This is a genomic window from Pigmentiphaga sp. GD03639, assembly GCF_029845405.1.
GTDB classification, from domain to species: domain Bacteria; phylum Pseudomonadota; class Gammaproteobacteria; order Burkholderiales; family Burkholderiaceae_B; genus Pigmentiphaga; species Pigmentiphaga daeguensis.
The window spans coordinates 1-23,295 of sequence record NZ_JAOCLR010000041.1 but is presented as its reverse complement, the minus strand read 5'-3'; the positions used below and the strand labels follow the sequence as shown (position 1 = coordinate 23,295).

21 protein-coding genes are annotated in these 23,295 nt (G+C 65.3%); 6 read left to right on the top strand and 15 right to left on the bottom strand.

The genetic code is table 11. The features are described 5' to 3' along the window. Window positions 1-81 precede the first annotated feature (81 nt). The 3 genes from N5K27_RS26420 to N5K27_RS26410 form a co-directional block, all read right to left on the bottom strand. Window positions 82-2,067, bottom strand: coding sequence for a nucleoside-diphosphate sugar epimerase/dehydratase (locus tag N5K27_RS26420; protein ID WP_279820417.1), 1,986 nt, complete (start codon window positions 2,065-2,067; stop codon window positions 82-84). A gap of 479 nt (window positions 2,068-2,546) precedes the next feature. Then, window positions 2,547-3,890, bottom strand: coding sequence for a phosphoglucosamine mutase (glmM, locus tag N5K27_RS26415; RefSeq protein WP_279820414.1), 1,344 nt, complete (start codon window positions 3,888-3,890; stop codon window positions 2,547-2,549). A gap of 366 nt (window positions 3,891-4,256) precedes the next feature. After that, the gene (locus N5K27_RS26410; RefSeq protein ID WP_132978980.1) at window positions 4,257-5,354 is read right to left on the bottom strand and encodes a glycosyltransferase; all 1,098 of its coding nucleotides are present in this window, start codon (window positions 5,352-5,354) and stop codon (window positions 4,257-4,259) included. Window positions 5,355-5,709: 355 nt separating this feature from the next. Here N5K27_RS26410 and N5K27_RS26405 point away from each other — a divergent pair, with 355 nt between their 5' ends. The 4 genes from N5K27_RS26405 (at window position 5,710) to N5K27_RS26390 (ending at window position 11,305) form a co-directional block, all read left to right on the top strand. Next, window positions 5,710-7,116 (top strand): phosphomannomutase/phosphoglucomutase, encoded by a 1,407-nt coding sequence (locus tag N5K27_RS26405; protein WP_279820410.1) that lies wholly within the window; start codon window positions 5,710-5,712, stop codon window positions 7,114-7,116. Between the two features lie 11 nt (window positions 7,117-7,127). Beyond that, complete coding sequence (gene pgi, locus N5K27_RS26400) at window positions 7,128-8,723, top strand: glucose-6-phosphate isomerase (RefSeq protein WP_279820407.1); 1,596 nt, start codon at window positions 7,128-7,130, stop codon at window positions 8,721-8,723. A 285-nt stretch (window positions 8,724-9,008) separates the two neighbouring features. Continuing rightward, window positions 9,009-9,986, top strand: a complete 978-nt coding sequence (waaC, locus tag N5K27_RS26395) for a lipopolysaccharide heptosyltransferase I (RefSeq protein ID WP_279820405.1) — start codon at window positions 9,009-9,011, stop codon at window positions 9,984-9,986. Further along, the gene (locus N5K27_RS26390; RefSeq protein WP_087840887.1) at window positions 9,986-11,305 is read left to right on the top strand and encodes a 3-deoxy-D-manno-octulosonic acid transferase; all 1,320 of its coding nucleotides are present in this window, start codon (window positions 9,986-9,988) and stop codon (window positions 11,303-11,305) included. Before waaC ends, N5K27_RS26390 begins: the two co-directional genes overlap by 1 nt. A gap of 30 nt (window positions 11,306-11,335) precedes the next feature. On the opposite strand, the gene N5K27_RS26385 is transcribed toward N5K27_RS26390, so the two are convergent. From N5K27_RS26385 to N5K27_RS26350, 8 genes are all read right to left on the bottom strand, one after another. Beyond that, window positions 11,336-11,656, bottom strand: coding sequence for a helix-turn-helix transcriptional regulator (locus tag N5K27_RS26385; RefSeq protein WP_087840886.1), 321 nt, complete (start codon window positions 11,654-11,656; stop codon window positions 11,336-11,338). Window positions 11,657-11,673: 17 nt separating this feature from the next. Beyond that, window positions 11,674-12,030, bottom strand: a complete 357-nt coding sequence (locus tag N5K27_RS26380) for a type II toxin-antitoxin system RelE/ParE family toxin (RefSeq protein WP_087840885.1) — start codon at window positions 12,028-12,030, stop codon at window positions 11,674-11,676. A 153-nt stretch (window positions 12,031-12,183) separates the two neighbouring features. Continuing rightward, on the bottom strand, window positions 12,184-13,128 hold the full coding sequence (locus tag N5K27_RS26375; protein ID WP_087840884.1) for a LysR substrate-binding domain-containing protein: 945 nt from the start codon (window positions 13,126-13,128) through the stop codon (window positions 12,184-12,186). A gap of 75 nt (window positions 13,129-13,203) precedes the next feature. Next, window positions 13,204-14,100 (bottom strand): phosphate ABC transporter substrate-binding protein, encoded by an 897-nt coding sequence (locus N5K27_RS26370; RefSeq protein ID WP_279820397.1) that lies wholly within the window; start codon window positions 14,098-14,100, stop codon window positions 13,204-13,206. A 4-nt stretch (window positions 14,101-14,104) separates the two neighbouring features. Then, window positions 14,105-14,959 carry an amidohydrolase family protein gene (locus tag N5K27_RS26365; RefSeq protein ID WP_279820395.1) on the bottom strand — a complete coding sequence of 285 codons (855 nt, stop codon included), beginning with the start codon at window positions 14,957-14,959 and terminating at the stop codon, window positions 14,105-14,107. A 39-nt stretch (window positions 14,960-14,998) separates the two neighbouring features. Continuing rightward, the gene (locus tag N5K27_RS26360; protein WP_087840881.1) at window positions 14,999-15,985 is read right to left on the bottom strand and encodes an ABC transporter substrate-binding protein; all 987 of its coding nucleotides are present in this window, start codon (window positions 15,983-15,985) and stop codon (window positions 14,999-15,001) included. 40 nt (window positions 15,986-16,025) lie between these two features. Then, window positions 16,026-16,733, bottom strand: coding sequence for a 4-carboxy-4-hydroxy-2-oxoadipate aldolase/oxaloacetate decarboxylase (locus tag N5K27_RS26355; protein ID WP_132978974.1), 708 nt, complete (start codon window positions 16,731-16,733; stop codon window positions 16,026-16,028). Window positions 16,734-16,744: 11 nt separating this feature from the next. Continuing rightward, window positions 16,745-17,734 carry a tripartite tricarboxylate transporter substrate binding protein gene (locus N5K27_RS26350; RefSeq protein ID WP_165963010.1) on the bottom strand — a complete coding sequence of 330 codons (990 nt, stop codon included), beginning with the start codon at window positions 17,732-17,734 and terminating at the stop codon, window positions 16,745-16,747. Between the two features lie 285 nt (window positions 17,735-18,019). Here N5K27_RS26350 and N5K27_RS26345 point away from each other — a divergent pair, with 285 nt between their 5' ends. After that, window positions 18,020-19,027, top strand: coding sequence for an amidohydrolase family protein (locus N5K27_RS26345; protein WP_279820391.1), 1,008 nt, complete (start codon window positions 18,020-18,022; stop codon window positions 19,025-19,027). Window positions 19,028-19,048: 21 nt separating this feature from the next. Here the strand turns inward: N5K27_RS26345 and N5K27_RS26340 are convergent, their stop codons facing one another. From N5K27_RS26340 to N5K27_RS26330, 3 genes are read right to left on the bottom strand one after another with little or no spacing between them, the layout of a single operon-like run. Next, entirely contained in the window at window positions 19,049-20,362 is a 1,314-nt protein-coding gene (locus N5K27_RS26340; protein WP_279820389.1) for a TolC family outer membrane protein, read from the bottom strand. A gap of 16 nt (window positions 20,363-20,378) precedes the next feature. Further along, window positions 20,379-21,059, bottom strand: a complete 681-nt coding sequence (locus tag N5K27_RS26335; protein ID WP_087840876.1) for a protein-L-isoaspartate O-methyltransferase — start codon at window positions 21,057-21,059, stop codon at window positions 20,379-20,381. A 48-nt stretch (window positions 21,060-21,107) separates the two neighbouring features. Further along, a complete protein-coding gene (locus N5K27_RS26330; protein ID WP_279820385.1) occupies window positions 21,108-21,407 on the bottom strand; it encodes an antibiotic biosynthesis monooxygenase family protein in 300 nt (99 codons plus the stop codon). Between the two features lie 143 nt (window positions 21,408-21,550). On the opposite strand from N5K27_RS26330, the gene thiD reads away from it, so the two are divergent. Further along, window positions 21,551-22,375 carry a bifunctional hydroxymethylpyrimidine kinase/phosphomethylpyrimidine kinase gene (thiD, locus tag N5K27_RS26325; protein WP_279820383.1) on the top strand — a complete coding sequence of 275 codons (825 nt, stop codon included), beginning with the start codon at window positions 21,551-21,553 and terminating at the stop codon, window positions 22,373-22,375. 89 nt (window positions 22,376-22,464) lie between these two features. Here the strand turns inward: thiD and N5K27_RS26320 are convergent, their stop codons facing one another. Then, complete coding sequence (locus N5K27_RS26320) at window positions 22,465-23,250, bottom strand: thiazole synthase (RefSeq protein ID WP_087840937.1); 786 nt, start codon at window positions 23,248-23,250, stop codon at window positions 22,465-22,467. Window positions 23,251-23,295: the final 45 nt, after the last annotated feature.

Genomic DNA, 23,295 nt, shown 5'->3' with positions numbered 1-23,295 from the left:
AGATCAGAACGAAGAGGGGAGCTAGGCCGATCTGTCTTGAGACGCATGCTTATGCCCAGGTCGCATGTGTGGTTCGCGAGATTAGGCGGCGTGTCCCACAGCTGTTTCGCGTTCAGTCTTCCAGTTTTGAGCGGTAGATACTAATCCTTCTCCTTTCGCCAGGATTGGGGATTCCACCGTCTTGGGGAGCGAGCGGGCGGAAAGGAGAGAGTACGGAGTATATTCTGGGACGAGTCGCTGCAGAGCTATGCGAATGTCCAAGCTGGACCCATTCGTGCACGCAATACGAAGTTGTTCTAGCATTGGCTCAAGTTGATCTAGAGTCAAATAATGCTCGCGTGAGCAAAGAATGCGCGGATGTTCGCTTGGAATGGTGTCGCCGCCGATTAGTAGCTCTTCGTAAAGTTTTTCCCCAGGACGTAATCCCACGACCTGAATCTCGATGTCGCCATTCGGATTGTCTGTGTCTTTCACAGCTAAACCCGACATTTCAACCATGGTCCGTGCTAGATCAATAATTCTTACTGGATCGCCCATGTCAAGTACAAAGACTTCACCACCTTGGGCCATGGCCCCAGCCTGAATCACAAGCTGGGCCGCTTCCGGAATAAGCATGAAATAGCGTGTAACATCCTCGTGGGTAACTGTAATTGGGCCGCCGCGCTGGATTTGATTGCGAAATAATGGGACAACCGAGCCGGAAGAGCCTAGTACATTACCAAAGCGAACCATGCTAAAAGTGGTTCGATTATTGGGGCGTAGAGAAAAGGCTTGAAAAATTAGTTCAGCGCAGCGTTTGGTCGCGCCCATTACATTGGGAGGGCGAACAGCCTTGTCCGTAGAAATCAGCACGCACGTTTCAATATTATTTTGAGCGGCAGTGAGGGCAACTGCCCAAGTCCCCAGAACGTTATTGCGTATGCCCGCTGCCATATTGTTTTCTACGAGCGGTACGTGCTTATAGGCTGCTGCATGGTATATTGTATTGACCTGATGTTCACGGACGATCTGACTTAGTTGTGAAATGTCGCATACGCTACCCATATACGCATAGAGTTCGATGTCGGGAAATCGCTCTTTTAATTCATGTTCGATTGCATAAAGAGCGTATTCTGAATGATCAAGTAGAATAAGCTGGCTGGGTTGTTGCGATTCGATTTGTCTGCACAGCTCACTACCTATTGAGCCTCCCGCTCCTGTAACAAGTACAGATTTTCCCGTAACGCACTTAGAAAATAGGTCGCTTCTTGGGGGGACTGGCTTACGGCCCAAAAGATCTTCGACTTGAACCTCTCGAATTGCGCTTTCTAGTATCTTGCCTTCGACCATCTCCGCCATAGTGGGCAGAGTACGCACAGGAATGCTGAGATGAGAGAGTCGATTGACAATGGTTCGCCGTCGCTGTGGAGAAGCGGACGGGATTGCTAGAACAATCTGCTGAATCTCGTGCTTATGTAGGACTTCGTCTAAACGACTAAGCGGATACACGCGGAGGCCGGCTACATGTTTGTTAGCCAGACGGGTATCATCGTCGAAGAAACAAATCGGCGCGTACGCGTGGCTGGTACGCATGGCGTTAACCAGTTGAAAACCAGCCTCGCCCGCTCCATAGACAGCGACTCTCGGCGCTTTGAGGTGTTTGCGCAAGGGCGTACGCAGGAGGTTGCGTGCCCCAAACCTAGAAATGACGACGTAAGAAAAGGCAATAAACCAATAGATTAACAAGGAACTGCGCGGCGGTGTGGGAAGGTCAAATAGTAGGCAGCCCGCATACGTCCCGATTGCTATGATAGCAAGCCCGATTCCTGTAGATCGGAGCATGGATATATCCATGTATCGAACGACTGTTCGATAAAGGCCGCAAAAATAAAAAACCGGAATGGCGGCTAGCGCCATAATTACGGGTGCGCTAATTCCGTACTTTTGAAGGATTATTGCATCGCCTAGGCGGAGATAAAAAGCTGCAATTAAGCTGGCTGGGAGCGCGATAGCGTCAGCGATGACCATAACCGCGATTTTTTGCGGTCTGGAAAAAGAAAGTAAGATATTGCGGAGCTTGGTCAACATAAAGTACCTTGTACCAATCTAGTTGCGGTAACGAGCTACTACGTAAGAGGCAACTTGCCTAGCTGAGCTCATTGTCCATCGACTTGTGATTGGCAAAGCGGTTGGCACCCGGTAGAGCATCGGCAGTCTATGCTAAACAGGCCGAATTGCGTCAATCCCTCGAACACGGGATTGCGAGAGGTCAGGATCTCGCTTTTGGGGAGGCCACGGAGAGTCTGGAAGGTTAGCATGTCGTGCCTCTTTATTGCTCGCCGCGAGGTAATCCGTTGCATCTGTTTGTACCTGGACGACATGTTAGCCCGAAGCGTGGGAAATACAAAAAAAAGCGACCATTGTAAGAAGCTTGTATATATCTTCGAGTGAGTTCTTATTCTAAAGTTGAGACGTCTGCTCTAGTGACTCGTGGAGTGGGGCTACTCAACTATCGGTGAATAACGGACTATCAGAGGTGCACAAGACGACATCGTGAGGTGGAGGATTTAGGCCAGGCTGGTGGCCAGCCGGTCCACGCACCGGACCGCCAGCATTTCCTCATCGGCTTCCACCATCAGGCGGAGCTTGGGCTCGGTGCCCGAGGGACGGATCAGGACCCGGCCGCGGCCTTGCAGCGTGGCGGAAACTTCCCGGTAGGCCGCGGCCAGGCCGGGGTGGGATTCCCACTCCAGGTCGGGTTGCAGCTTCACGTTCACCAGCTTCTGCGGCAGCAGGTGCAGTTCCGAGGTCAGGGCCGGCAGGCCCTTGCCGCTACGGCGCATGGCGGCCATGACCTGGAGCGCGGCGATGACGCCGTCGCCGGTGGAGTGGCGGTCCAGGCACAGGATGTGGCCGGAGCTTTCGCCGCCGAACAGCCAGCCCTTGTCCTGCAGGGCTTGCATCACGTTCTTGTCGCCAACGGGGGTGCGCACGAACGGGACGTCCAGTTCGGCCATGCGGCGCTCGAAGGCGTAGTTGGTCATGACGGTGCCCGCCACGCCGGCCACCGGGCCCTGGGTCATGCGGTCGCGCACGATCACGTACAGCAGCTCGTCGCCGTTGTACATGCGGCCGCTGGCATCGACCATTTGCAGCCGGTCGGCGTCGCCGTCCAGGGCCACGCCCAGGTCGGCGCGGTGTTCCTTGACCTTCTCGGCCAGGGTTTCCGGATGGGTGGCGCCCACTTTTTCATTGATGTTGAAGCCGTTGGGCTCGCAACCGATGGGGATGACGGTGGCGCCCAGTTCCCGGAAGACGTTGGGCGCGATGTGGTAGGCGGCGCCGTGGGCCGCGTCGACCACGATCCGCAGGCCGTTCAGGTCCATGTCCGGGGGGAAGCTGGCCTTGCAGAATTCGATGTAGCGGCCGGCGGCGTCGTCCAGGCGCTTGACCCGGCCCAGTCCTTCGGAGGGCGTGCAGCCCATGGGCTGGTTCAGCGCCGCTTCGATGGCTTCTTCGGTCCGGTCGGGGAATTTGCTGCCCTGGGCCGAGAAGAACTTGATGCCGTTGTCGTCGAAGGGGTTGTGCGAGGCGCTGATGACGATGCCGGCGGACAGGCGCAGGGCGCGGGTCAGGTAGGCGACCGCCGGGGTGGGGATGGGGCCGGCCAGGACGACGTCCACGCCGGCGGCGGAAAGCCCGGCTTCCAGCGCGGATTCGAGCATGTATCCGGAAATGCGGGTGTCCTTGCCGATCAGGACGGACGGGCGGTGCCCGCGCGGGGCTTGGGCCAGGAGGACCTGGCCGGCGGCATGGCCCAGGCGCAGGGCGAGGGCGGGGTTGATGACCGCTCCGCCCACTTTGCCCCGGATGCCGTCGGTGCCGAAATATTTAACCTGTGTTGCAGCCATGATTTCTTCCGTGCGTTCTTATTGCCTCATGCTTCTTTGCTTGTCTGACGAGGAAAGCGACGCCTGGCGTTCCTTTTTATCGGAGCACCGGTAGAGACAGGCCGCCATGATTCCCCACTACGGCTTTTATGGAAATCTGCCGTTTAGCCAACGCAAGCCACACGGACGACAGCATAGGCGGGGAAGTATGACACTCTACTTCCGCTATGTAACAAAATACGGGAGATGGTCCCTAGAATGGGGTAATGCCCGGGGGGCCGCGCACCGGGCCCCCTGGGATGACAGCGCTTACAATTTGTTACGCTGTTTAACTAATGTTCGGAGATTTGCGGTCTTTGCCCATCTGGGAAAGTCCCCGCGCTGGCGTCATTCCCTGGACCGGTGCAGGACGAGCCACCTGGGCGTGCGAAAGCGCACGATGGCTGTATACAGCCAAGTATAGACAGCGATGAACACAACGAGAAATAGCATTAACGCGAGTCCCCGGTCCCAGAACACGGTGGCCGGGACGATGGCGACCAGGCTGAGCGCCCACAAATAAGGGGACGTGACGGCGTTGCGCTGGGTCAGCAACTGCGCGTTGCGGGTGCCGATGGCCCAGCGGATGACCCGTTTGTAGATCAGCATGTGCAGGTGCACCCCGTCCGGCAGGCTGGGCGACATGCCGCGCAGATATTTCTTTCGATATATGGAAAATAGCGTCTCGAAGATGGGGTAGATGAACAGCAGCGCGGGATACCAGGCCGAGACCGCGGGATTGCGGACCACCAGCAGGATGCCCAGTTCGGCCAGCATGAAACCCAGGAAATAGGCGCCTCCGTCGCCCAGGAAAATCAGGCCGTAGGGATAATTCCAGACCAGGAACCCCAGGATGGCGCCGATCATGAGCAGCGAGCCGGCCAGGATGAGGGGATCGTTGACCTTGAAGGCCACGTATCCCAGCGAGGCGAACATGGCGAGCGCCGCGGCGGCGGCCAGTCCGTTGAAGCCGTCGATGATGTTGACGGCATTCACCATCGCGCCCACGCAGACGATGGCGGCCAGGCCGCCCACCGCCGGGATGGCCAGCCAGGCGTCGGCCAGGGGGATGTCGATGCGGGTGATGGTGGCCTGCAGCAAGACGGCCGCCAGCGCGGCCCCGGCGAACGCGCACAGCAGGCGGAGCGTCGGGCTGATGCGCTTGGTGAAGTCTTCCGCCAGCCCGATCCCGAAGACCACGGCCGAGCACAGCAACAGCAGGGCGAGGTCGATGGCCAGGGGGAAGTCACGCGAGGTCAGGGCGGCGACCGCCACCGTACAGCCGGTCACGATGCCCAGGCCGCCTATACGCGGTACCGGCCGGACGTGGAATTTCTGGACGCCGTCCAGGTCATGGTCCGCCGCGGCGCTGTCGCGGTTGGCGAAGCGCACGATGAACATGGTCACGAGTAGGGAAACAATGAAACTGATCGTCAGATTGAGCATGCACGCTTGCCGCAGGTAGGCGCCGGTCCGTTGCCGGCGCAAAGGATTGTTTAGCCTGTTATTTGTATATCCGGCGACCGGGTCGTGTCACGCAATTCCAGGTGTCATGCGGTATCGCATAATTGTCGCGCCGTTACGCAGGGTTACGTCATACAAGAAAACAGGGTTTTCGTACCTTAACTTCATCTATAGTCCCGGTGAACTTTCCGGGGTTTGCACCGGACTATATCGCCTGGAAAGGCGGTGCATGGACACCTAAATTGGTTAGTGAGTGCTGATTGCGCGTTTTGCCCATGGTTGGCGGGCGCATCGCACCGCTGCGACTCATCGAACGAATCTGAACCAGGAGCATCCCGTGGGGACCAACGTCTCATCTTCACCCGCCGACATCGCCGCTTCCGCCTTCAAGGCCTATGACATCCGCGGCGTGGTCCCGTCCCCGCTCAGTCCGGAGTTCGCGCGTCGCCTGGGCGCGGCGCTGGCGCTGGAAGCGCAGCGGGCCGGCGTGCGGCAGGTGGTGGTCGGCCGCGACGGGCGCCTGAGCGGACCGGATCTGTCGCGGGCCTTGCAGGCCGGGCTGATGGCCGGCGGCATCGACGTGCTGGACGTGGGCATGGTGCCGACGCCGCTGGTCTATTACGCGGCCAACGTCAGCGGCACCGGGTCGGGCGTGGCGATTACCGGCAGCCACAACCCGCCGCAGTACAACGGGTTCAAGATGATGCTGGGCGGCACGACGCTGTACGGCGATGCCATTACCGCGCTGCGCGAGCCCATGGTGCAGAATGCCGGCGGCGACGCCGCTACGCCGGGTTCCCGCAAGGAATGGGACGCGGTGCCGGAATACCTGCAGCGCATCGTGGGCGACGTGAAGCTGGCCCGCAAGATGAAGATCGCGGTGGACGCGGGCAACGGCGTGGCCGGTCCGGTGGCGGTGCAGTTGTTCAAGGCGCTAGGTTGCGAGGTGGTGGAGCTGTACTGCGACGTGGACGGTACCTTCCCCAATCACCACCCGGACCCGGCCGATCCGCACAACCTGGAAGACCTGGTCCGCTGCCTGGCCGAGACCGATTGCGAGATCGGCCTGGCCTTCGACGGCGATGGCGACCGCCTGGGCGTGGTGACGAAGTCGGGGCAGATCATCTGGCCCGACCGGCAGTTGATCCTGTTCGCGCGCGACGTGCTGTCGCGCAATCCCGGCGCCGAGATCATCTATGACGTGAAGTGCAGCCGCTACGTGGCGCAGGAAGTGAAGGCCGCGGGCGGCAAGCCGCTGATGTGGAAGACCGGGCATTCGCTGGTCAAGGCCAAGCTCAAGGAAACCGGCGCGCCGCTGGCGGGCGAGATGAGCGGGCATATCTTCTTCAAGGAGCGCTGGTACGGTTTCGATGACGGCCTGTATACCGGCGCGCGGTTGTTGGAGATCGTGTCCCGCTCGGACAATCCGTCGGCCGTGCTGGAAGCCTTGCCGCAGGCCAAGTCCACGCCCGAACTGAAGATGGAGACCGCCGAGGGCGAGCAGTTCGAGGTGGTCAAGCGCCTGCAGCAGCAGGGGCAGTTCACCGGCGCGCGCGAGGTCATCACCATCGACGGCGTGCGGGTGGAATACGCGGATGGCTTCGGGCTGGCCCGTCCTTCGAACACGACGCCCGTGGTGGTGCTGCGTTTCGAGGCGGATGACGATACCGCGCTGGCCCGCATCCAGCAGGATTTCCGTACGCAGTTGCTGCGCGTCGCCCCCGACGCCAAGCTGCCGTTCTAAGGAGGGAGGCCATGCAGGAAGGGGCTCCCGCCGATCTGGCGTCCGTTGCGCCGTTGGCCGAGACGGCCGAATGGCGCGCCTTCGTCGAGGCCGCCCATCGGGCGGATCGCCGGGCGGGCACGCTGCGGGTGGTGGAGGCGGCCGGTCTGTCGGTGGACCTGAGCACCCAGGCGCAGTCCGACGAACTGGCGGCGGCCGGCGCAGCGCTGCTGGCCGCCCGCGACTTCGAGGCTGCGCGCGCGCGGCTGCTGGAAGGCGGCATCGCCAATTGCACGGAAAATCGCGCGGCCTGGCACACCGCGCTGCGGGCGGAAGAGCCGCCCGGGCGCGTGGCGGGCCGGGTGCTGGCCGAGCGCGACCGCGTGCGCGCCTTCGTGCGCCACGTGGACGCGGAAGGGCGCTTTGACAGCGTGGTGCACATCGGCATCGGCGGCAGCGACTGGGGGCCCAAGCTGGTGGTGGCCGCGCTGGGCTATGCGGGTACCCGCCGGCAGATGCGCTTCGTGTCCAATATCGACGGCCACGCCATCGAGGCCGGCCTGATCGGGCTCGACCCCCGGCGCACGCTGGTGGTGGTGTCGTCCAAATCGTTCAATACGACCGAGACGCTGCGCAACGCCGATTGCGCGCTGCGCTGGCTACGCGAGTCCGGCATCGCCGATCCGTGGTCGCAGGTGGTGGCCGTGACGGCCAATCCCGACGCGGCCCGGGACATGGGCGTGGCGCCCGAGCGCATCTTCACTTTCTGGGACTGGGCGGGCGGCCGCTATTCGGTCTGGTCGGCCATCGGGCTGCCGATCGCGCTGGCCCTGGGCGCCGAGGCGCTCGATGGGCTGTTGCAGGGCGCGGCGGCCATGGACGCGCATTTCCTGAACGCGCCGCTGGCCGCCAATGCGCCGGTGCAGCTGGCGCTGGCGGGAGTGGCCAATCGCAACGTGTTCGGCTATGCCTCGCTGAACATCGCGCCCTACGATGCGCGGCTGGTTCATCTCGTGCCCTATCTGCAACAACTGGAAATGGAGTCGCTGGGCAAGTCGGTCGACCTCGAGGGCAGGCCCGTTACCGTGCCGACCGGGCCGGTGGTTTGGGGCATGCCGGGCACCGACGGCCAGCATACGTTCTTCCAATGGCTGCACCAGGGGCCGGAAGGCGCGCCGGTGGATTTCATCATCTGCCGCGAGGCGGATCACCCCTATCCGGAACACCACCGGTTGCTGGTGGCCAATTGCCTGGCCCAGCGCGAGGCGCTGCTGCGCGGCAAGTCCGCACCCGTACTCGAGGCCGAGCTGGCGTCCAAGGAAAGCGATCCCGCGCGCGCGGCCTGGCTGGCGCGCCACAAGGCGCATCCCGGTGGCCGGCCCTCCACCCTGATCGTGCTGCCGCGCCTGAGCGGGCATGCGCTGGGCGCGCTGCTGGCGCTGTACGAGCACAAGGTGTTCGTGCAGGGGCTGGTGTGGGGCATCAACCCCTACGACCAGTGGGGCGTCGAGTACGGCAAGGTCCTGGCCACGGGTATTGCCCGGGAACTGGCCGGCAAGGGAACGGCGGACGGGCATGACGCGTCGACGGCGTATTGGGTGGCGCAGTGGGGCAATGGGGGGATGTAGGCAAGGTGCTCGCGGAGGCTCGCCCGGTATGACTCGTGACCAGCAACGCTGGTCGACTATCTCACGCATATCGTAGAAGCCATCGAACGATTTGCGGCGACGCATCCGGAATTGCCTCTGTCGTTCGCCTACCAGATGCGCGACGCTCAAGTTCGGGAGGCCTTGACCAGTATCCCTGGCCGGGGCATTGAAGGGATGGGGCCATGACCGCCCAGGTGGATCGGGTCCTTCCCTCCGGTTAAAATCCGCCCTTTCCACGCAGCCGGTTCCCGCCGGCTTTCGTCCGTGCCCCGTATTCTCCTCGTCAAGACCTCGTCCATGGGCGACATCGTCCATGCGCTGCCCGCCGTCTCCGATATCGTCCGCCACATGCCGGATGCGCAGGTCGATTGGGTGGCCGAAGAGGCATTCGCCGCCATCCCCGCCCTGCATCCGCGGCTGAACGCCGTCATTCCGGTGGCGCTGCGCCGTTGGCGCAAGACCTGGTGGTCGGCATCGGTAAGGGCCGAGCGGGCGGCCTTTCGCAAGCGGCTGCTCGAGCATCGGTATGACGCCGTGATCGACATGCAGGGGCTCTGGAAATCGGCGATGGTGGCGCGCATGGCGAACGGGCCGCTGCATGGCTGTGACCTGCGTTCGGCGCGCGATCCCTTCGCGTCCTTTTTTTATCAGCATCGCTACCGGGTGGTGTTCGAGCAGTCGGCAGTGGTGCGCATGCGGGAACTGGCCGCCTTTGCGCTGGGATACGAGCTGGCGGGTCCTCCGGATTTCGGCATCCGCGCCGAGCCGCCCGCGGGCTTGCCCGCGCGTTATGCCGCGATCATGCCGTCGGCCAGCCGGCCGACCAAGCTGTGGGCCGAGACGTCGTGGCGCATGGTGCTGGAGCGGCTGGCGGTGGCGGGGCATGCGCCGCTGGTGTTTGCGGGCACCGAAGACGAGGCGGCGCGGGCGCAGCGCCTGATCGCCGGCATTCCCGGAGCCCGGGCGCTGCCGCGCATGGGGCTGGCCGAGGTGGCCGGCGTGCTGGCGGGCGCATCGGTGGTGGTGGGGCTGGACAGCGGGCTGACACACCTGGCCGGGGCGCTGGGGCGGCCCACCATCGGCATCTACGCGGACTACGATCCGGCGCTGGCACCGGTGACGGGTTCGGCCTTCACGGCCAGCCTGGGTGGGCGGGGAACGCCGCCTTCGTGCGAGCAGGTACTGGCGGCCATCGGCCAGGCCCTGCCGGCCGAAGCGGCCGTACCGGGAGCGGCGCGTTGATGCGGGGCGCCGTGCTGCAGGCCCTGTATTCGTCGTTGTGGCGGCTGGCCACGCCCTTCCTGCTGTGGCGCATCTGGCGCCGCGCACGGCGCGAGCCGGTGTACGGCGTCCATCCGGCCCAGCGCTTCGGCTTCTACGGCAGTGGCCGGCATGCGCCGGCGCGCGGCGGTTTCCGCGCCGCGCCGGTCTGGGTGCATGCGGTCAGCCTGGGCGAGACGCGCGCGGCGCAGCCGCTGGTCCGGGCACTGCTGGACCGGGGCCTGCCGGTCTTGCTGACTCACATGACGGCCACCGGCCGCACCGAAGGCGCGCGCCTGTTCGAGCAGGACATCGTGCAGGGCAGGTTGCGCCAGGCCTGGCTGCCCTACGACATGCCGGGCGCCGTGCACCGCTTCTACCGGTATTTCGCGCCGCGCTGCGGCCTGCTGGTCGAGACCGAGGTCTGGCCCAACCTGGTGGCGGGCGCGCGGCGCTACGCGGTGCCGATCGCCCTGGTCAGCGCGCGGTTGTCGGCTTCCTCCGCGCGCAAGACCATGCGGGTGGCCAGCCTGGCGCGCCGCACCTATGGACGCCTGGACGCCGTGCTGGCCCAGACCCGGGCCGACGCCGAGCGGCTGCGGCAGGTGGGCGCGCGCGATCCGCAGGTGGTGGGCAACTTGAAGTTCGACCTGCAACTGCCCTACGACCTGATGCAGGCCGGCGCCGCGTGGCGCCAGCGCCTGGGGCGGCCGGTCATCGCCTGGGCCAGCACGCGCGAGGGCGAGGAAGAGGCCATCCTGGCGGCCATGCGCGACATGCCCCGTACGCAGGGTGGCCTGGCGCCGCTGGCCGTGCTGATTCCCCGGCATCCCCAGCGGTTCGACGAGGTGGCGGCCATGGTGCTGGCTGCGGGCCTGTCGATGCGGCGCCGTTCGACCATGTCCGGCATGCCGTTCGGTTCGGTCGACCAGGACACTGCCGTGCTGCTGGGCGATAGCCTGGGCGAGATGCCTTTCTATTACACCGCCGCCGACGTCGCCATCGTGGCGGGCAGCTTCGCGCCGCTGGGCGGGCAGAACCTGATCGAGGCCGCCGCCTGCGGCGTGCCGGTCATCGTCGGTCCGCATACCTTCAATTTCGCGCAGGCCTCGGAAGACGCGATCGAGGCCGGCGCCGCGCTGCGCGCGGACAGCGCCCAGGCGGCCTGGCGTCTCGCGCTGGAACTGATCGACGACGGCGACCGCCGCGCCGGCATGCGCGCCGCCGCGGGCCGGTTCAGCGCCACGCATACCGGCGCGACGCAGCGGGTGATGCGGGCGGTGGGGCCCTGGCTGGGGTGACGCCCATGGAGCTTCGCGTCGTGGCTTGTGTCAGGCCGCTACGGTGATTCCAGCCTGTTGGGCACGTCGAGCCGGACGAACGACGATTTCGACGTGTTGGTCCAGGGCTACCAACGCCTGCATCAGGCGCTCCAGAGAGATGTTCCGTAGCTTGTAGTTGCGGACCTGCGAGATCTTGGGCTGCGTCATGCCGGTGAGCTCGGCCGTTCGCGCCTGGGTGATATGAAGGTCATCGATCAGTCGATTGAGCTTCATTGCCAAAGACGCCTTGGCCGAAAGTTCCCCGGCGTCAGCGAAGCCAAGATCGAACAAGACATTGTCGGTGCCGCCTGATGGGGTTCCTGCATCCATGATCATTTCCTCGCATGTCAATGGCTCGCCTGTTCGCGTGCCAGCACGATTTTCCAGCGCTGGACGATCACGGCCACATCGGGTCTAGGCGTTGCAATGCCAGACACCGATTTTTTCTGAAACGCATGCAGCACATGAACGGCGTGTCGAAGGCGGATGGAGTAGACGACGCGGAAGGTGTCGGCACGATGATTTTCCTTCAGTTCGTATATCCCCGGGCCCAGCCCTTTCCACGGCCGGCATGACGCGGGCGTCAACCCTGATTGGACAACAAACAGCGCGATACCCATGTCTTTCTGTATGGGCAGCGGAAACTGCTTGAAGTCCTTTCTGGACGATCCTTCCCAATACAAGACTTTGCGTTTCTCTGTCATGAATTATATCTGTTCGGATATAAACAGGAAAATCCTGAAGAGGTGCCGTCGTACAAACACGGTCTTCAGGGCGCAAAGGTTATAGACAGGCCATCAGGGCAGGGGCTGGAAAACGTCTTCTTGTCCGATAGTGGAAGTGCCTATGAGCGGAGCTTAGGGCTCGCCTCTATGCTGCATCCCCGCCGCCGCCTCTTCCAGGCAAGCGATCATCAACTCCGCTCCGGGCGTCAGCCCCCGGTTCCGATTCCACAGCACACCGCGCGGCCGCATCAGGTGCGGGAAGCTGAGCGGCAGCACCGCCAGCGGTTCCGACGCGTCGGCCGCGACGGCGCCGGCCATGACGGCGATCGCGTCGGTGACGTGCAGGTAGGCGCGCGCCAGGTGCGTGGACAGGGTCTCGACGTAGTTGTTGGGCAGTGTCATGCCGTGTTCCTCCAGCGTGCGCTCCAGCGGCGCGCGCAGGATGCTGCCCGCCGGCGGCAGGATCCACGGGTAGGGTTGCAGGTCGGACCATTTCAGGCGCTTGCGGCGGGCCAGCGGGTGCTGGTGCCGCGTCATGAGCTGCACGGGGTCGTCCAGCAACTCCTTTTCCTCGAAGCCGTCGGCGGCGCTGCGCAGGGGAAGTCTGCCCACCACGAGGTCGACACGGCCCTGCCAGAGTTCGGGCAGCAGCGTCTGGGCGGTGCCTTCGGTGACCAGCACGTTGGTGTGGGGCGAGCGCTGCTTGAGGATGGCGATGGCCTGCGGAAGCAGCATGGAGGTGGCGGCGGGGAAGGCGCCGATGTGGATCTTGCCCACCGCGCCCGAGCTGAGCGAGTTGAGTTCGTCGCGCGCCTGGTGCAGTTCGGTCAGCAGGGTGCGGGCATGCCGCACCAGGCATTCGCCGTAGGCGGTGGGGCGCAGGCCCTGGGCGGTGCGGGTGAACAGCTCCAGGCCCAGGCCTTTTTCCAGTTCGGCCAGGGCCTTGGAGACCGCGGGCACGGTGACGTGCGAGCTTTCGGCCACCTGCTTGAGATTGCCGTGGTCGTACAGCGCGGTGATGAGTCGGAGGTGGCGTGCCTTCAAGTTGATCTGGAGATACCAGTCGATCTGCGTCATGCCGCCCCCCGGGTAAGGTCCGTTGCCGGTTGTTCAAGCGGGGGGATTTTACTCAACCGGCTCCGGTGTGCCGCATCAACCCAGCGCGCCGGTGACGTCGTCGAACAATTCGTCCACCGCGAACCGGCGGGGGATGATCTTCTGTTCGTACGACCACTCGATGGCCATCTCCAGGCCCTTGCGGTTGGCCTCCAGGCCCAGCGGCGGCAGGGTCTCGAGCGCGGCGGCGGGGGCCAGCGCGCGGCTTTCCTCGATCATGCGGTAGATCTCGCGCACGGCTTCGGGGTGCTGGCGCGTGACGTCCTGGTGGACGGCGAAGATGTGGTTGATGGGCACGACGCCTTCGCGCTGGTACCAGGCCTTGGCGGCCGCGATGGGTTCCGGGACCAGCGTCTGCACGCGCGGATCCTTGGGCATGTCGTTGCCCAGGATGGCGGCGGCTAGCTCGCCGCTCAGCATCATCCCGGGTATCGAGGCGCCCTTGGGCAGCATGTGGCAGTTGGGCGGGTCGCGGTACTCGGCCAGGTGGGATTCGTCCACGGTGTACCACTGGACCTTGTCGGGGTCGACGCCGTATTCGTGCTGCAGGATGCCGCGCACCCACAGGCCGGTGGTCTGCGCATAGGTGCGCACGCCCACTTTCTTGCCCTCGATGTCTTTGGGGGCGAGGTGGCCGAACTCTTTGTTGAAGCCTATGCAGTGGTGCTGGAAGCGGCCGACCATGGGGGCGGGCAGGATCACGAACGGCTTGCCGTAGGCCCTGGCCTGCAGGTAGGTGACGATGGCCAGTTCGCCGGCGTCGAAGGCGTTGTTGCGGATCATCGGCTTGAAGCCGTCGTGCGCGGTCTTGGGGCCGCAGAAGTCGAGCCGGACGATGTCCGAAGCGACGCGGCCGTCCTTCATGGCCGCGGCCACGGGAGAGTCGGCCAGGTTGGTCTTGAGCGTGACGGGCGCGGCGTGAGCGGTGGTCATGGGGTCAGTCCTTCAGCACGGGGTAGAGCTTCTGCGCGGTGCCGGCCATGATCCAGCGCTGGTCGGCGGCGGGCAGGAAGGCGATGTAGTCCTTGAATGCCTTGACGATGTCGGCCAGGCTGTCCTCGGCGGCGGGGAAGTTGGAGCCCCAGGCGATGCGGTCGGCGCCGAATTCCCGGACCACGCGGCCGAAGAAGGTCTCGGGCGTGGCCTGGCCGGAATACGCGGACTCGGTGTTGCGGCTGCTGAGCTTGAGGTAGAGGTTCTTGAAGCGGGCCAGGTCGAACAGGTGCTGGGCGCCGGCATAGGGCGGGCCGCTGCTGATGTCCGGCTTCATCATGTGGTCGACGATGGCCAGGGTCTGGGGGAAGGCGGTCAGCAGTTTCTCCAGGGCGGGGATGGCGGCCTTGGTGATCTGCACGCACACGGGAATGCCCAGGTCGCCCGCCAGGCCCCAGGCGGGGTGCAGGGCGGGGTCTTCCAGAGTCGGCGCCTGGCCCGGCATGGTGCTGCCCGTGGTGAAGATGCGCAGGCCGGCCAGGCCGCGTTCGGTCCAGTAGCGGATCTTCCGGGTGGCGTCGGGGGCCAGCATGTCGACCGAGTAGACGCCGGCGAATCGCTTGGGCTGCGTGGCGATGGAGTCGGCCACGTAAGAGTTGTCGAAGCCGTAGGTGGTCGAGGAATGGACGATGGCGGCCTTGTCGATGCCGACGGCATCCATGGCGGCGACGTATTGTTCGAAGGTGACCGGCCGGGTGGCGGACCAGCCCGAGCGTTCGCCGCCCAGCGGGTTGAGCGGGTAGCGGGCGGTGTCGGGCGAGATGATGTGCGGGTGGATGTCGATCAGGCGTGTGGTCATGGCGGTGTCGCGGAAATGATGGGTATCGGAGGGGGCGGGTCAGGCGCCGACGTCGATGAACATGTCGTCGACGGCGTAGCGCTTCTTGAGCAGGCCTTGCTGGTGGCAGTAATGCATCATGGCTTCGATGGACGGCCGGTTGGCCTCGATGCCGTAGGGCAGGGGGTCGCCCACGATGCGGCCCATGGCGCGGTAGTGCTCGTCCTTGTCCGACACCGATTCGCCGGCGGCGAGCTGGCGCAGGTAGATGTTCTTCGAGGCCAGGAAGGCGTCGTACAGGGCCTTGCCCACCCACGGGTGCCGGGCCAGCACCTCGTCCTTGACGGTGATCAGGCCGTGCACGGGGTAGATGCCGGTCTTGCGGTACCACTCGGCTTCGAGCCGCTCGGCGTCGGGGAACATTTCGAGGTATTCGGGCGGCTTGATGCGGCCGCCCGCTTGCCAGCCGTCGGCCGGCGCGCCGGCGCGGCCGATGCCTGCGTTGTCGGTGAAGGCCGCGGACAGGTAGCCGCTGGCCATCAGGTCCACCAGCGACTTGCCGTCCTTGGCCTGTTCGACGTTGGGCGGCAACTGCAGCGAGGAGACGTGTTCCTCGTCGTCCACCACCCAGGTGATGCGATCGTTGTCGACGCCGTAGTCGTTGGTCAGGATGCCGCGCGTCCAGATGCCGGTGGTGACCGAGTAGGCGCGCACGCCCGCGCGCTTGCCTTCGAGGTCGCGCGGTTCGCGGATACCGGCGTCGTCGCGGTAGACCAGGCCGGCATGGTGGAAGCGACGGAAGATGAAGACGGGCAGCGCCTTGAATGGGGCGCCGGCCTCGCGGGCGATCATGTAAGTGGCGGGAGCCATTTCGCAGACGTCGAACTCGACGTCGCGCACCATGCGCCGGAAGGCCGCGATGATGGGCTTGATCTCGACGAAGTCCGGCTGGACGCCTTCGATGGGCACGTCGCCGCGCTTGAGCGCCGCGGTGTGGCCGTAGGTGGCGATGGCGATCTTCAGGGGCAGGGGTTGCTTGGATGTCATGGCTGCTTGGTCGGAGGGAAGGCGGGAATGGTGTAGAGGGTCAGGCGTCAAGCTTGTCCAGGTCCTCTGCGCTGTAGACGTAAAGGAGACCGGCGGCTTCCAGGCCCTGGCGCATGTTGGCCACGTCCAGCGACAGCTCGCCCGCCAGGTAGCGCTTGCGTGACTTTTCTTCCTTGGCGGTACGCTGGCGCGCCAGCTCCAGCGTGCGGGCGATCTCCAGGCGCGGCACGACCACCACGCCGTCGTCGTCCGCCACGATGGCGTCGCCCGGGTTCACGTTCATGCCGGCGCACACCACCGGCAGGTTGACGTGGCCCAGCGTGGCCTTGACCGTGCCGCGCGCCGAGATGGCGCGCGACCAGACGGGAAAGCGCATCTCGGTCAGCGTGCGCACGTCGCGGCAGCCGGCGTCGATGACCACGCCCTGGACGCCGCGCGTCTTGAGCGAGGTGCAGATCAGGTCGCCGATCATGCCGTCGGTGTTCTCGCACATGACGCCGACCACCAGGATGTCGCCGGGCCGGCATTGTTCGATGGCCACGTGCAGCATCCAGTTGTCGCCCGGCGCGGTCAGCGCGGTCACGGCGGTTCCGGCGATGCTGGCGCCGGCGTAGATGGGACGCAGGTACGGCGCCATCAGGCCGGCGCGCCCCATGGCCTCGTGCACGGTGGCCACGCCGTGCGTGGCCAGTTCGGCGATGAGGTCCTGCGGGCCGCGCGGGATGTTGCGTACGACGACGTTCTTCATGTTGCCCTCGGTCAGTTGATGGGGATGTTCGCCTTCTCGATCACCGCCTTCCATTTGGCGATGTCGGCCTTCATCAGGGCGCGCGACTCGTCCACGCCCAGGGCGTAGGGTTCGGAGTTCATCTCGCGCAGCTTCTGCGCGACCTCGGGCGAGTTGACGGCGGCCACGAAGGCCCGGTTCAGCTTGTCGATGATGGCGCGCGGCGTGCCCTGGCGGATCGACACGCCGTTCCACGACGCCACCACGTAGCCGTCCAGGCCGCTTTCGGCGGTGGTGGGCACGTCGGGCAGGTTGGGGTTGCGGCCGTCGGCCGCGATGGCCAGCGCGCGCACCGCGCCGCTCTTGATCGAAGACAGCATGGGTGGCACGAAGTCGAAGCCCACGTCGATGTCGCCGGAGCGCACGCCGGTCAGCAGCGCGGCACTGGTCTTGTAGGGAATGGTCTCGGCCTGGATGCCCGCCACCGACTTGAACAGCTCGGCGCCCAGGTGCTGGCTGGAGCCGACGTTGGTGGTGCCCAGGCTCAGCTTGCCGGGATTGGCCTTGGCGTAGGCGATGAGCTCCGTAAGATTGCGAAAACGTGAATCGGGCTTGACCGTCAGGATCAGGTTGAACCTGGACAGGGTGGCGACCTGGGTGAAGTCGTCCACGATGCTGTAGGGCAGGTCCTTGACCAGCGTCTGGGTGATGGCCGTGCCGTTGCCGCCCTGCACGAGCGTGTAGCCGTCGGCAGGGGCCTGCAGGCCGGCCTGGAACGACTGCACGCCGCCCGCGCTGGGCTTGTTGTCGATCACGATCTGCTGGCCCAGGATCTCGCTGACCTTTTGCGTGACCACGCGCGCCGTCAGGTCGCCGATGCCGCCGGGGCCGTAGGGCAGGTACATCCGGATCGGCCGATCCGGATAGTCGGCCGCGGCGGCGGGAGGGATGGCGCCGGCCGACAACGCGGCGGCGAAGAGGACTGCGGCGTACTTCGGAATTCGCAATGCGGGGAGTGTCACGGCTTGTCTCCTTGTCCCGGCGTTCAGGGGGCGCCGATGTGGATGTCGTACTGGCGAGGATGGTTGCATGCGAGGCCCCGCCGGGTCTATTGAGTAAAACTTCCGCGGGGTTGAGCGGATGGTTAAGACGGTCTGGCGAAACGGCCTGGGTTGAGCGTTTCCTCAAGTCACCGGAAGCATTACTCAATGGATGCGCGCGCCTTGCTGTCGGCAGAATGCGGGAATGCCTGCGCGGGCCGATGCCGGCCCGGCCACGACTCACGACGACAGGAGCAAGGAGTCCGCATGATCATCGATTGCCATGGGCACTACACGACTGCGCCCGAAGCCTTGAACGAGTACCGGCGCCTGCAGGTGTCGGCCTGCGAATGCGGCAAGTGCGAGATCTTCCCGCGCCCCGTCATCTCGGACGACCAACTGCGCGAAAGCCTGGAGACCAAGCAATTGCGCATCCAGCGCGAGCGCGGCACCGACCTGACGATCTTCTCGCCGCGCGCGGTCGGCATGGGTCACCACATCGGCGACCAGCAGACCAGCAGCGAGTGGGCCATCGTCTGCAACGACCTCATTCATCGCATCTGCCAGCTGTACCCGGACAATTTCGCCGGTGTCTGCCAGTTGCCGCAGAGCCCGGGCGTGGAGCCGGCCAGGTGCATACCGGAGCTGGAGCGCTGCGTGAAGGAACTGGGCTTCATCGGCTGCAACCTGAACCCCGATCCGACGGGCGGGTACTGGAAGGATCCGCCGCTGCACGACAAGTGGTGGTATCCGCTGTACGAGAAGATGGTCGAGCTGGACGTGCCGGCCATGATCCACGTCAGCGGTTCCTGCAACCCGCATTTCCACGCGACGGGCGCGCACTACATCAATGGCGATACGACGGCCTTCATGCAGTTCCTGACGTCCTCGCTGTTCAAGGATTTCCCGACGCTCAAGTTCATCATCCCGCATGGCGGCGGCGCGGTGCCGTATCACTGGGGGCGCTATCGCGGGCTGGCGCAGGACATGGGCCTGCCGCCGCTCAAGGAACTGCTGCTGCAGAACGTGTTCTTCGATACTTGCGTCTACCATCAGCCGGGCATAGACCTGTTGCTGAAGGTGATCCCGCCCGAGAACATCCTGTTCGCGTCCGAGACCGTGGGCGCGGTGCGCGGCGTGGACCCCGAGACCGGCCATCATTTCGACGACACGCGCCGCTACATCGATGCCGCCGGCCTGGGCGAGGCCGACAAGGCCAGGATTTATTCGGGCAATGCCTACCGGGTGTACGGAAGGCTGAAGACACGCGGGTAGTGCCCTGGCTGCGGCGCGGCCCTAGCGCAGCAGCGCGTTGACCTGCCGCACGTCGTCTTCCGACAGGATGCCGGAGGCGGCCTTCAGGCGCAGGCCCGACAGCAGGGCGTCGTAGCGTGCCTTGGCCAGGTCGCGCTCGGTGGAATAGAGCTGCTGCTGGGCGTTCAGCACGTCGATGTTGATGCGCACGCCCACTTCGTAGCCGGTCTTGTTGGCATCCAGCGCGCTGCGGCTGGAGACCTGCGCGGCCTCCAGCGCGCGGACCTGGGCCAGCCCCGCGTTCACGCCCTGGAAGGCGACGCGGGTGTTCTGGATGGCGGCCCGGCGGGCGACCTCCAGGTCGTTGCGGGCCTTCTCGGACAGCGCGACGGCCTCGTCCACCCTGGAGGTGGTGCCGAAGCCGGCGAAGATGGGCACCGAGACCTGCACGCCTACCGAGCGCGTGGTGTAGAAGTCGTTGACCACCGTCTGCCCGACCAGCCCGCGCGTGCGCGCCACGTTGGCGGCCAGGTCGACCGAGGGGTAGTGGCCGCTCTTGGCGATTTCTATGCCGCGCTGGGCGATCTCGCTGTTCAGCGTGGCCTGGGCGACGGCCAGGTTGTTGGCGGCGGCCTGTTCGGTCCAGGCATCGATCCGGGGCGGCTGCGGCGCCGGCACGTTGACCGCGGGCGGCAGCTTGGCGAGGTCGCCCGCGGGCGTGCCGATGATCTGCTGCAGCGCACCGATGCGGACCGCCAGGTCGGACTCGGCCTGGATTTCCTGGGCCTGGGCCAGGTCGTAGCGCGCCTGGGCCTCGTAGGTGTCGGTGATGGTGGCCGTGCCGATCTCGAAGTTGCGCTTGGCCGATTCCAGCTGTTCCGAGATGGCGATTTTCTGGGCGCCGATGAAGGCCAGGTTGTCCTGCGCCGCCAGCACGTCGAAATAGGCCTGCGCCACGCGCAGGATCAGGTCCTGGCGCCCCTGGGCGAGCTGGGCTTCGCCGACGGCCAGTTGCAGCTTGGACTGCTCGTAGGTCTGCCAGCCCGACCAGCGGAACAGCGGCTGGATCAGTTGCAGCGTATAGCTCTCGTTCGTGTAGGTCACGCCCGGCAGGCGCGTCGTGGAGGCCTCGGCCCGGCTGCCGGCCAGCGAGATGGCGGGCAGCAGCGAGGCGCGCGCCTGGGGCAGTTTTTCAAGCGTGGCGGTATAGGCCGAGCGCACCGACGCGAAGGTCGCGTCGTTGGCCAGCGCCGCCTGGTAGGCCTGCTCCAGGTCCAGCGCCGCGACCGCGGGAACGAAAGCGCAGGCGCCCAACAGCGCGCACAGCGTCTGGACGTAGTACGGCCTGGCGCGCATGGGCACGAAGCTCCGCTTAGAACTTGAACTTGGAAACGGTGACGCCGCGCAGGGGCTTGACCAGGGTTTCGAACAGCGAGGTGGTCTCGAAGCTGGCGGCCGTGGTGCGGGTGATGAGCAGGGTGGTCATGACCGGCGCCTGGCCGACGATGATGGCCAGCCGGCCGCCCACGCGCAACTGGTACTTCAGGCTGTCGGGCACTTCGGGCACCGAGCCGGTGACGAGGATGGCGTCGTATTCGGTCGAACCCCAGCCCTTGCTGCCGTCGCCCACCTGCACGGTGGCGTTGGCGATGCCGGCGCGCTTCAGGTTGGCCTGGGCGAAGGCGGCCAGCTTGGGTAGGATCTCGACCGAGGTGACCGTCTGGGCCTGGCTGGCCAGCAGCGCCGTCTGGTAGCCCGAGCCGGTACCGATTTCCAGCACGCTGTCGGTGGGCTTGAGCGCGAGTTCCTGCAGCAGGCGCGCTTCGACCTTGGGGGCGAGCATGCACTCGCCGCTGTCGTAGTCGTCGATCCGCAGCGGGATCTCGGTGTCGGCGAAGGCAAGGGTACGCAGCGCGGGCGGCACGAAGTCCTCCCGCTTCACCTTGAACAGCAGTTCCAGCACCTTGGGGTCGAGGACGTCCCAGGGGCGGATCTGCTGTTCCACCATATTGAAGCGGGCGTGTTCGACGTCGGGAAGGGAAGCAGCATTCATGGCAGGACTTGGCAGGAAAACGTAACAAAACAAACCATTCTAACCGGCTCAGAACGGCTTGGCGACCGTCGTTGCGTGGCGGACCTCGGGTGGCTTGGCGAAGTAGTTGCCCACCAGCGCGCGCCAGGCCTTGAAGTCTTCCGAGCCCCGGAAGTGCACGGTGTGGTCTTCCAGCGTTTCCCACTGGACCACGAGCAGGTAGGCGTTGGGGTCTTCCAGCGTCTGGTGCAGTTCCATGCCGTGGCAGCCCTTCGCCCGCTGGAACAGCGGAGCGGCTTCCTGGACGCCGGCCTCGAATTTTTCCTGGGTGCCGGGCTGGATTTCGATGTGCGCGAGTTCGTAGATCATGGTTGGCCTTCCACAGAATGGTCTGCCATGTTACCCGCGTTCGCGCGGGCCGGACATGCCGGCGCGGGGCGGGCCGGCAGGCGGACTATACTGGCGGCGTGCGTCGCCCGGGGGGCGGCGCGTTTCGTTTCCAGAGGATCGCCATGTCTGCCGTTCGTCCCATTCCCAAGGCCCTGACCATCGCGGGCGTGGACCCCTCGGGCGGCGCCGGGGTGCTGGCCGACGTCAAGGCCATGAGCGCCCTGGGCGCGTACGCCTGCGGCGTCATCGCGGCGCTGACCGCGCAGAACACCCAGGGCGTGACGGGCGTGCAGCCCGTCGATCCCGCCTTCGTCGCGCAGCAGATCGACACGCTGTTCGCCGACGTGCCCGCCGACGCGGTCAAGATCGGCATGCTGGGCAGCCGGCCCGTCATCGAGGTCGTGGGCGAGCGGCTTGCCCACTGGAAGCCGCCGCACGTGGTGCTCGATCCCGTCATGATCGCCAAGAGCGGCGACGCCCTGCTGGCGCGCGACGCCATCGGCGCGCTGCGCGAAGCGTTGATGCCGCAGGTGACGATGATCACGCCCAACCTGCCGGAGGCCGGCGTGCTGCTGGAGCAGCGGCCGGTGGAGACGGTCAAGGAAATGCGGCGCGTGGCCGAGCGGCTGCGCGAACAATTGGCCCACACCGGCCAGCGCTGGGTGTTCCTGAAGGGAGGGCACCTGCCGGGCGACATGGCGATCGACCTGCTGCACGACGGCGACCGCATGATCGAGCTGGCGGCGCCGCGCATCGACACCCGCAATACCCACGGCACGGGCTGCACCCTGTCGGCCGCGCTGGCGGCGCTGCTGCCGCAGGCGCAGGACGTGCCCGAGGCGGCGCGCCGGGCCAAGCACTACCTGACCGAGGCCATCCGCCACGCCGACCGGCTGGGCGTCGGGTCGGGCAACGGGCCGGTGCATCACTTTCACGGGTGGTGGTAGCGGCTACGCTCCCGGCACGGGAGCGGCCGGCGCGTCCGCCCCGGGGACCTGTTCCTGCGCCCGCAGCCGGATCGGCCGGGTAACTACGCTTAAGACTGGATCAGCCCGGTCATCGGCGAGCTGGGCGAGCCGCTGTACAGCTTCTTCGGCATGCGGCCCGCCAGGAAGGCTTCGCGTCCGGCTTCCACGCCTTTCTTCATTGCGCTGGCCATCAGCACCGGATCCTTGGCCGCGGCGATGGCGGTGTTCATCAGCACGCCGTCGCAGCCCAGCTCCATGGCGATCGCCGCATCCGAGGCCGTGCCCACGCCCGCGTCCACGATGATGGGCACGTTGGCCTGGTCGATGATCAGCCGCAGGTTCCACGGGTTCAGGATGCCCATGCCCGAGCCGATCAGCGAGGCCAGCGGCATCACCGCGACGCAGCCGATTTCTTCCAGCATGCGGGCCTGGATGGGGTCGTCGGTGCAATACACCATGACCTTGAAGCCGTCCTTGACCAGTGTTTCCGCGGCCTTCAGGGTTTCGGGCATGTTCGGGAACAGGGTGTGCGAGTCGCCCAGCACTTCCAGCTTCACCAGATCGTGTCCATCCAGCAGTTCGCGCGCCAGTCGCAGCGTGCGCACGGCGTCGTCGGCGGTATAGCAGCCGGCGGTATTGGGCAGGATGGTGTATTGGCTGGGCGGCAGGTAGTCCAGCAGGCTGGGTTCGCCGGCGTTCTGGCCGATGTTGGTGCGGCGGATGGCCACGGTGACGATGTTGGCGCCGCTGGCGTCGATGGCGGCCTTGGTCTCGTCGAAGTCCTTGTACTTGCCGGTGCCCACCAACAGGCGGGAGGAGTAGGTCTTGCCGGCAAGGGTGAATGTGTCTGTCATGATGAAATCCTGAAAGCTTGCGTGTTCATAGCGGCATCCGGGGCG

Coding starts and splice junctions, on each gene's coding strand:
- N5K27_RS26420 (WP_279820417.1), bottom strand. CDS start 2,067: ATGTTGACCAAGCTCCGCAATATCTTACTTTCTTTTTCCAGACCGCAA.
- glmM (WP_279820414.1), bottom strand. CDS start 3,890: ATGGCTGCAACACAGGTTAAATATTTCGGCACCGACGGCATCCGGGGC.
- N5K27_RS26410 (WP_132978980.1), bottom strand. CDS start 5,354: ATGCTCAATCTGACGATCAGTTTCATTGTTTCCCTACTCGTGACCATG.
- pgi (WP_279820407.1), top strand. CDS start 7,128: ATGCAGGAAGGGGCTCCCGCCGATCTGGCGTCCGTTGCGCCGTTGGCC.
- N5K27_RS26390 (WP_087840887.1), top strand. CDS start 9,986: ATGCGGGGCGCCGTGCTGCAGGCCCTGTATTCGTCGTTGTGGCGGCTG.
- N5K27_RS26385 (WP_087840886.1), bottom strand. CDS start 11,656: ATGGATGCAGGAACCCCATCAGGCGGCACCGACAATGTCTTGTTCGAT.
- N5K27_RS26380 (WP_087840885.1), bottom strand. CDS start 12,030: ATGACAGAGAAACGCAAAGTCTTGTATTGGGAAGGATCGTCCAGAAAG.
- N5K27_RS26375 (WP_087840884.1), bottom strand. CDS start 13,128: ATGACGCAGATCGACTGGTATCTCCAGATCAACTTGAAGGCACGCCAC.
- N5K27_RS26370 (WP_279820397.1), bottom strand. CDS start 14,100: ATGACCACCGCTCACGCCGCGCCCGTCACGCTCAAGACCAACCTGGCC.
- N5K27_RS26365 (WP_279820395.1), bottom strand. CDS start 14,959: ATGACCACACGCCTGATCGACATCCACCCGCACATCATCTCGCCCGAC.
- N5K27_RS26360 (WP_087840881.1), bottom strand. CDS start 15,985: ATGACATCCAAGCAACCCCTGCCCCTGAAGATCGCCATCGCCACCTAC.
- N5K27_RS26355 (WP_132978974.1), bottom strand. CDS start 16,733: ATGAAGAACGTCGTCGTACGCAACATCCCGCGCGGCCCGCAGGACCTC.
- N5K27_RS26345 (WP_279820391.1), top strand. CDS start 18,020: ATGATCATCGATTGCCATGGGCACTACACGACTGCGCCCGAAGCCTTG.
- N5K27_RS26340 (WP_279820389.1), bottom strand. CDS start 20,362: ATGCGCGCCAGGCCGTACTACGTCCAGACGCTGTGCGCGCTGTTGGGC.
- N5K27_RS26335 (WP_087840876.1), bottom strand. CDS start 21,059: ATGAATGCTGCTTCCCTTCCCGACGTCGAACACGCCCGCTTCAATATG.
- N5K27_RS26330 (WP_279820385.1), bottom strand. CDS start 21,407: ATGATCTACGAACTCGCGCACATCGAAATCCAGCCCGGCACCCAGGAA.
- thiD (WP_279820383.1), top strand. CDS start 21,551: ATGTCTGCCGTTCGTCCCATTCCCAAGGCCCTGACCATCGCGGGCGTG.
- N5K27_RS26320 (WP_087840937.1), bottom strand. CDS start 23,250: ATGACAGACACATTCACCCTTGCCGGCAAGACCTACTCCTCCCGCCTG.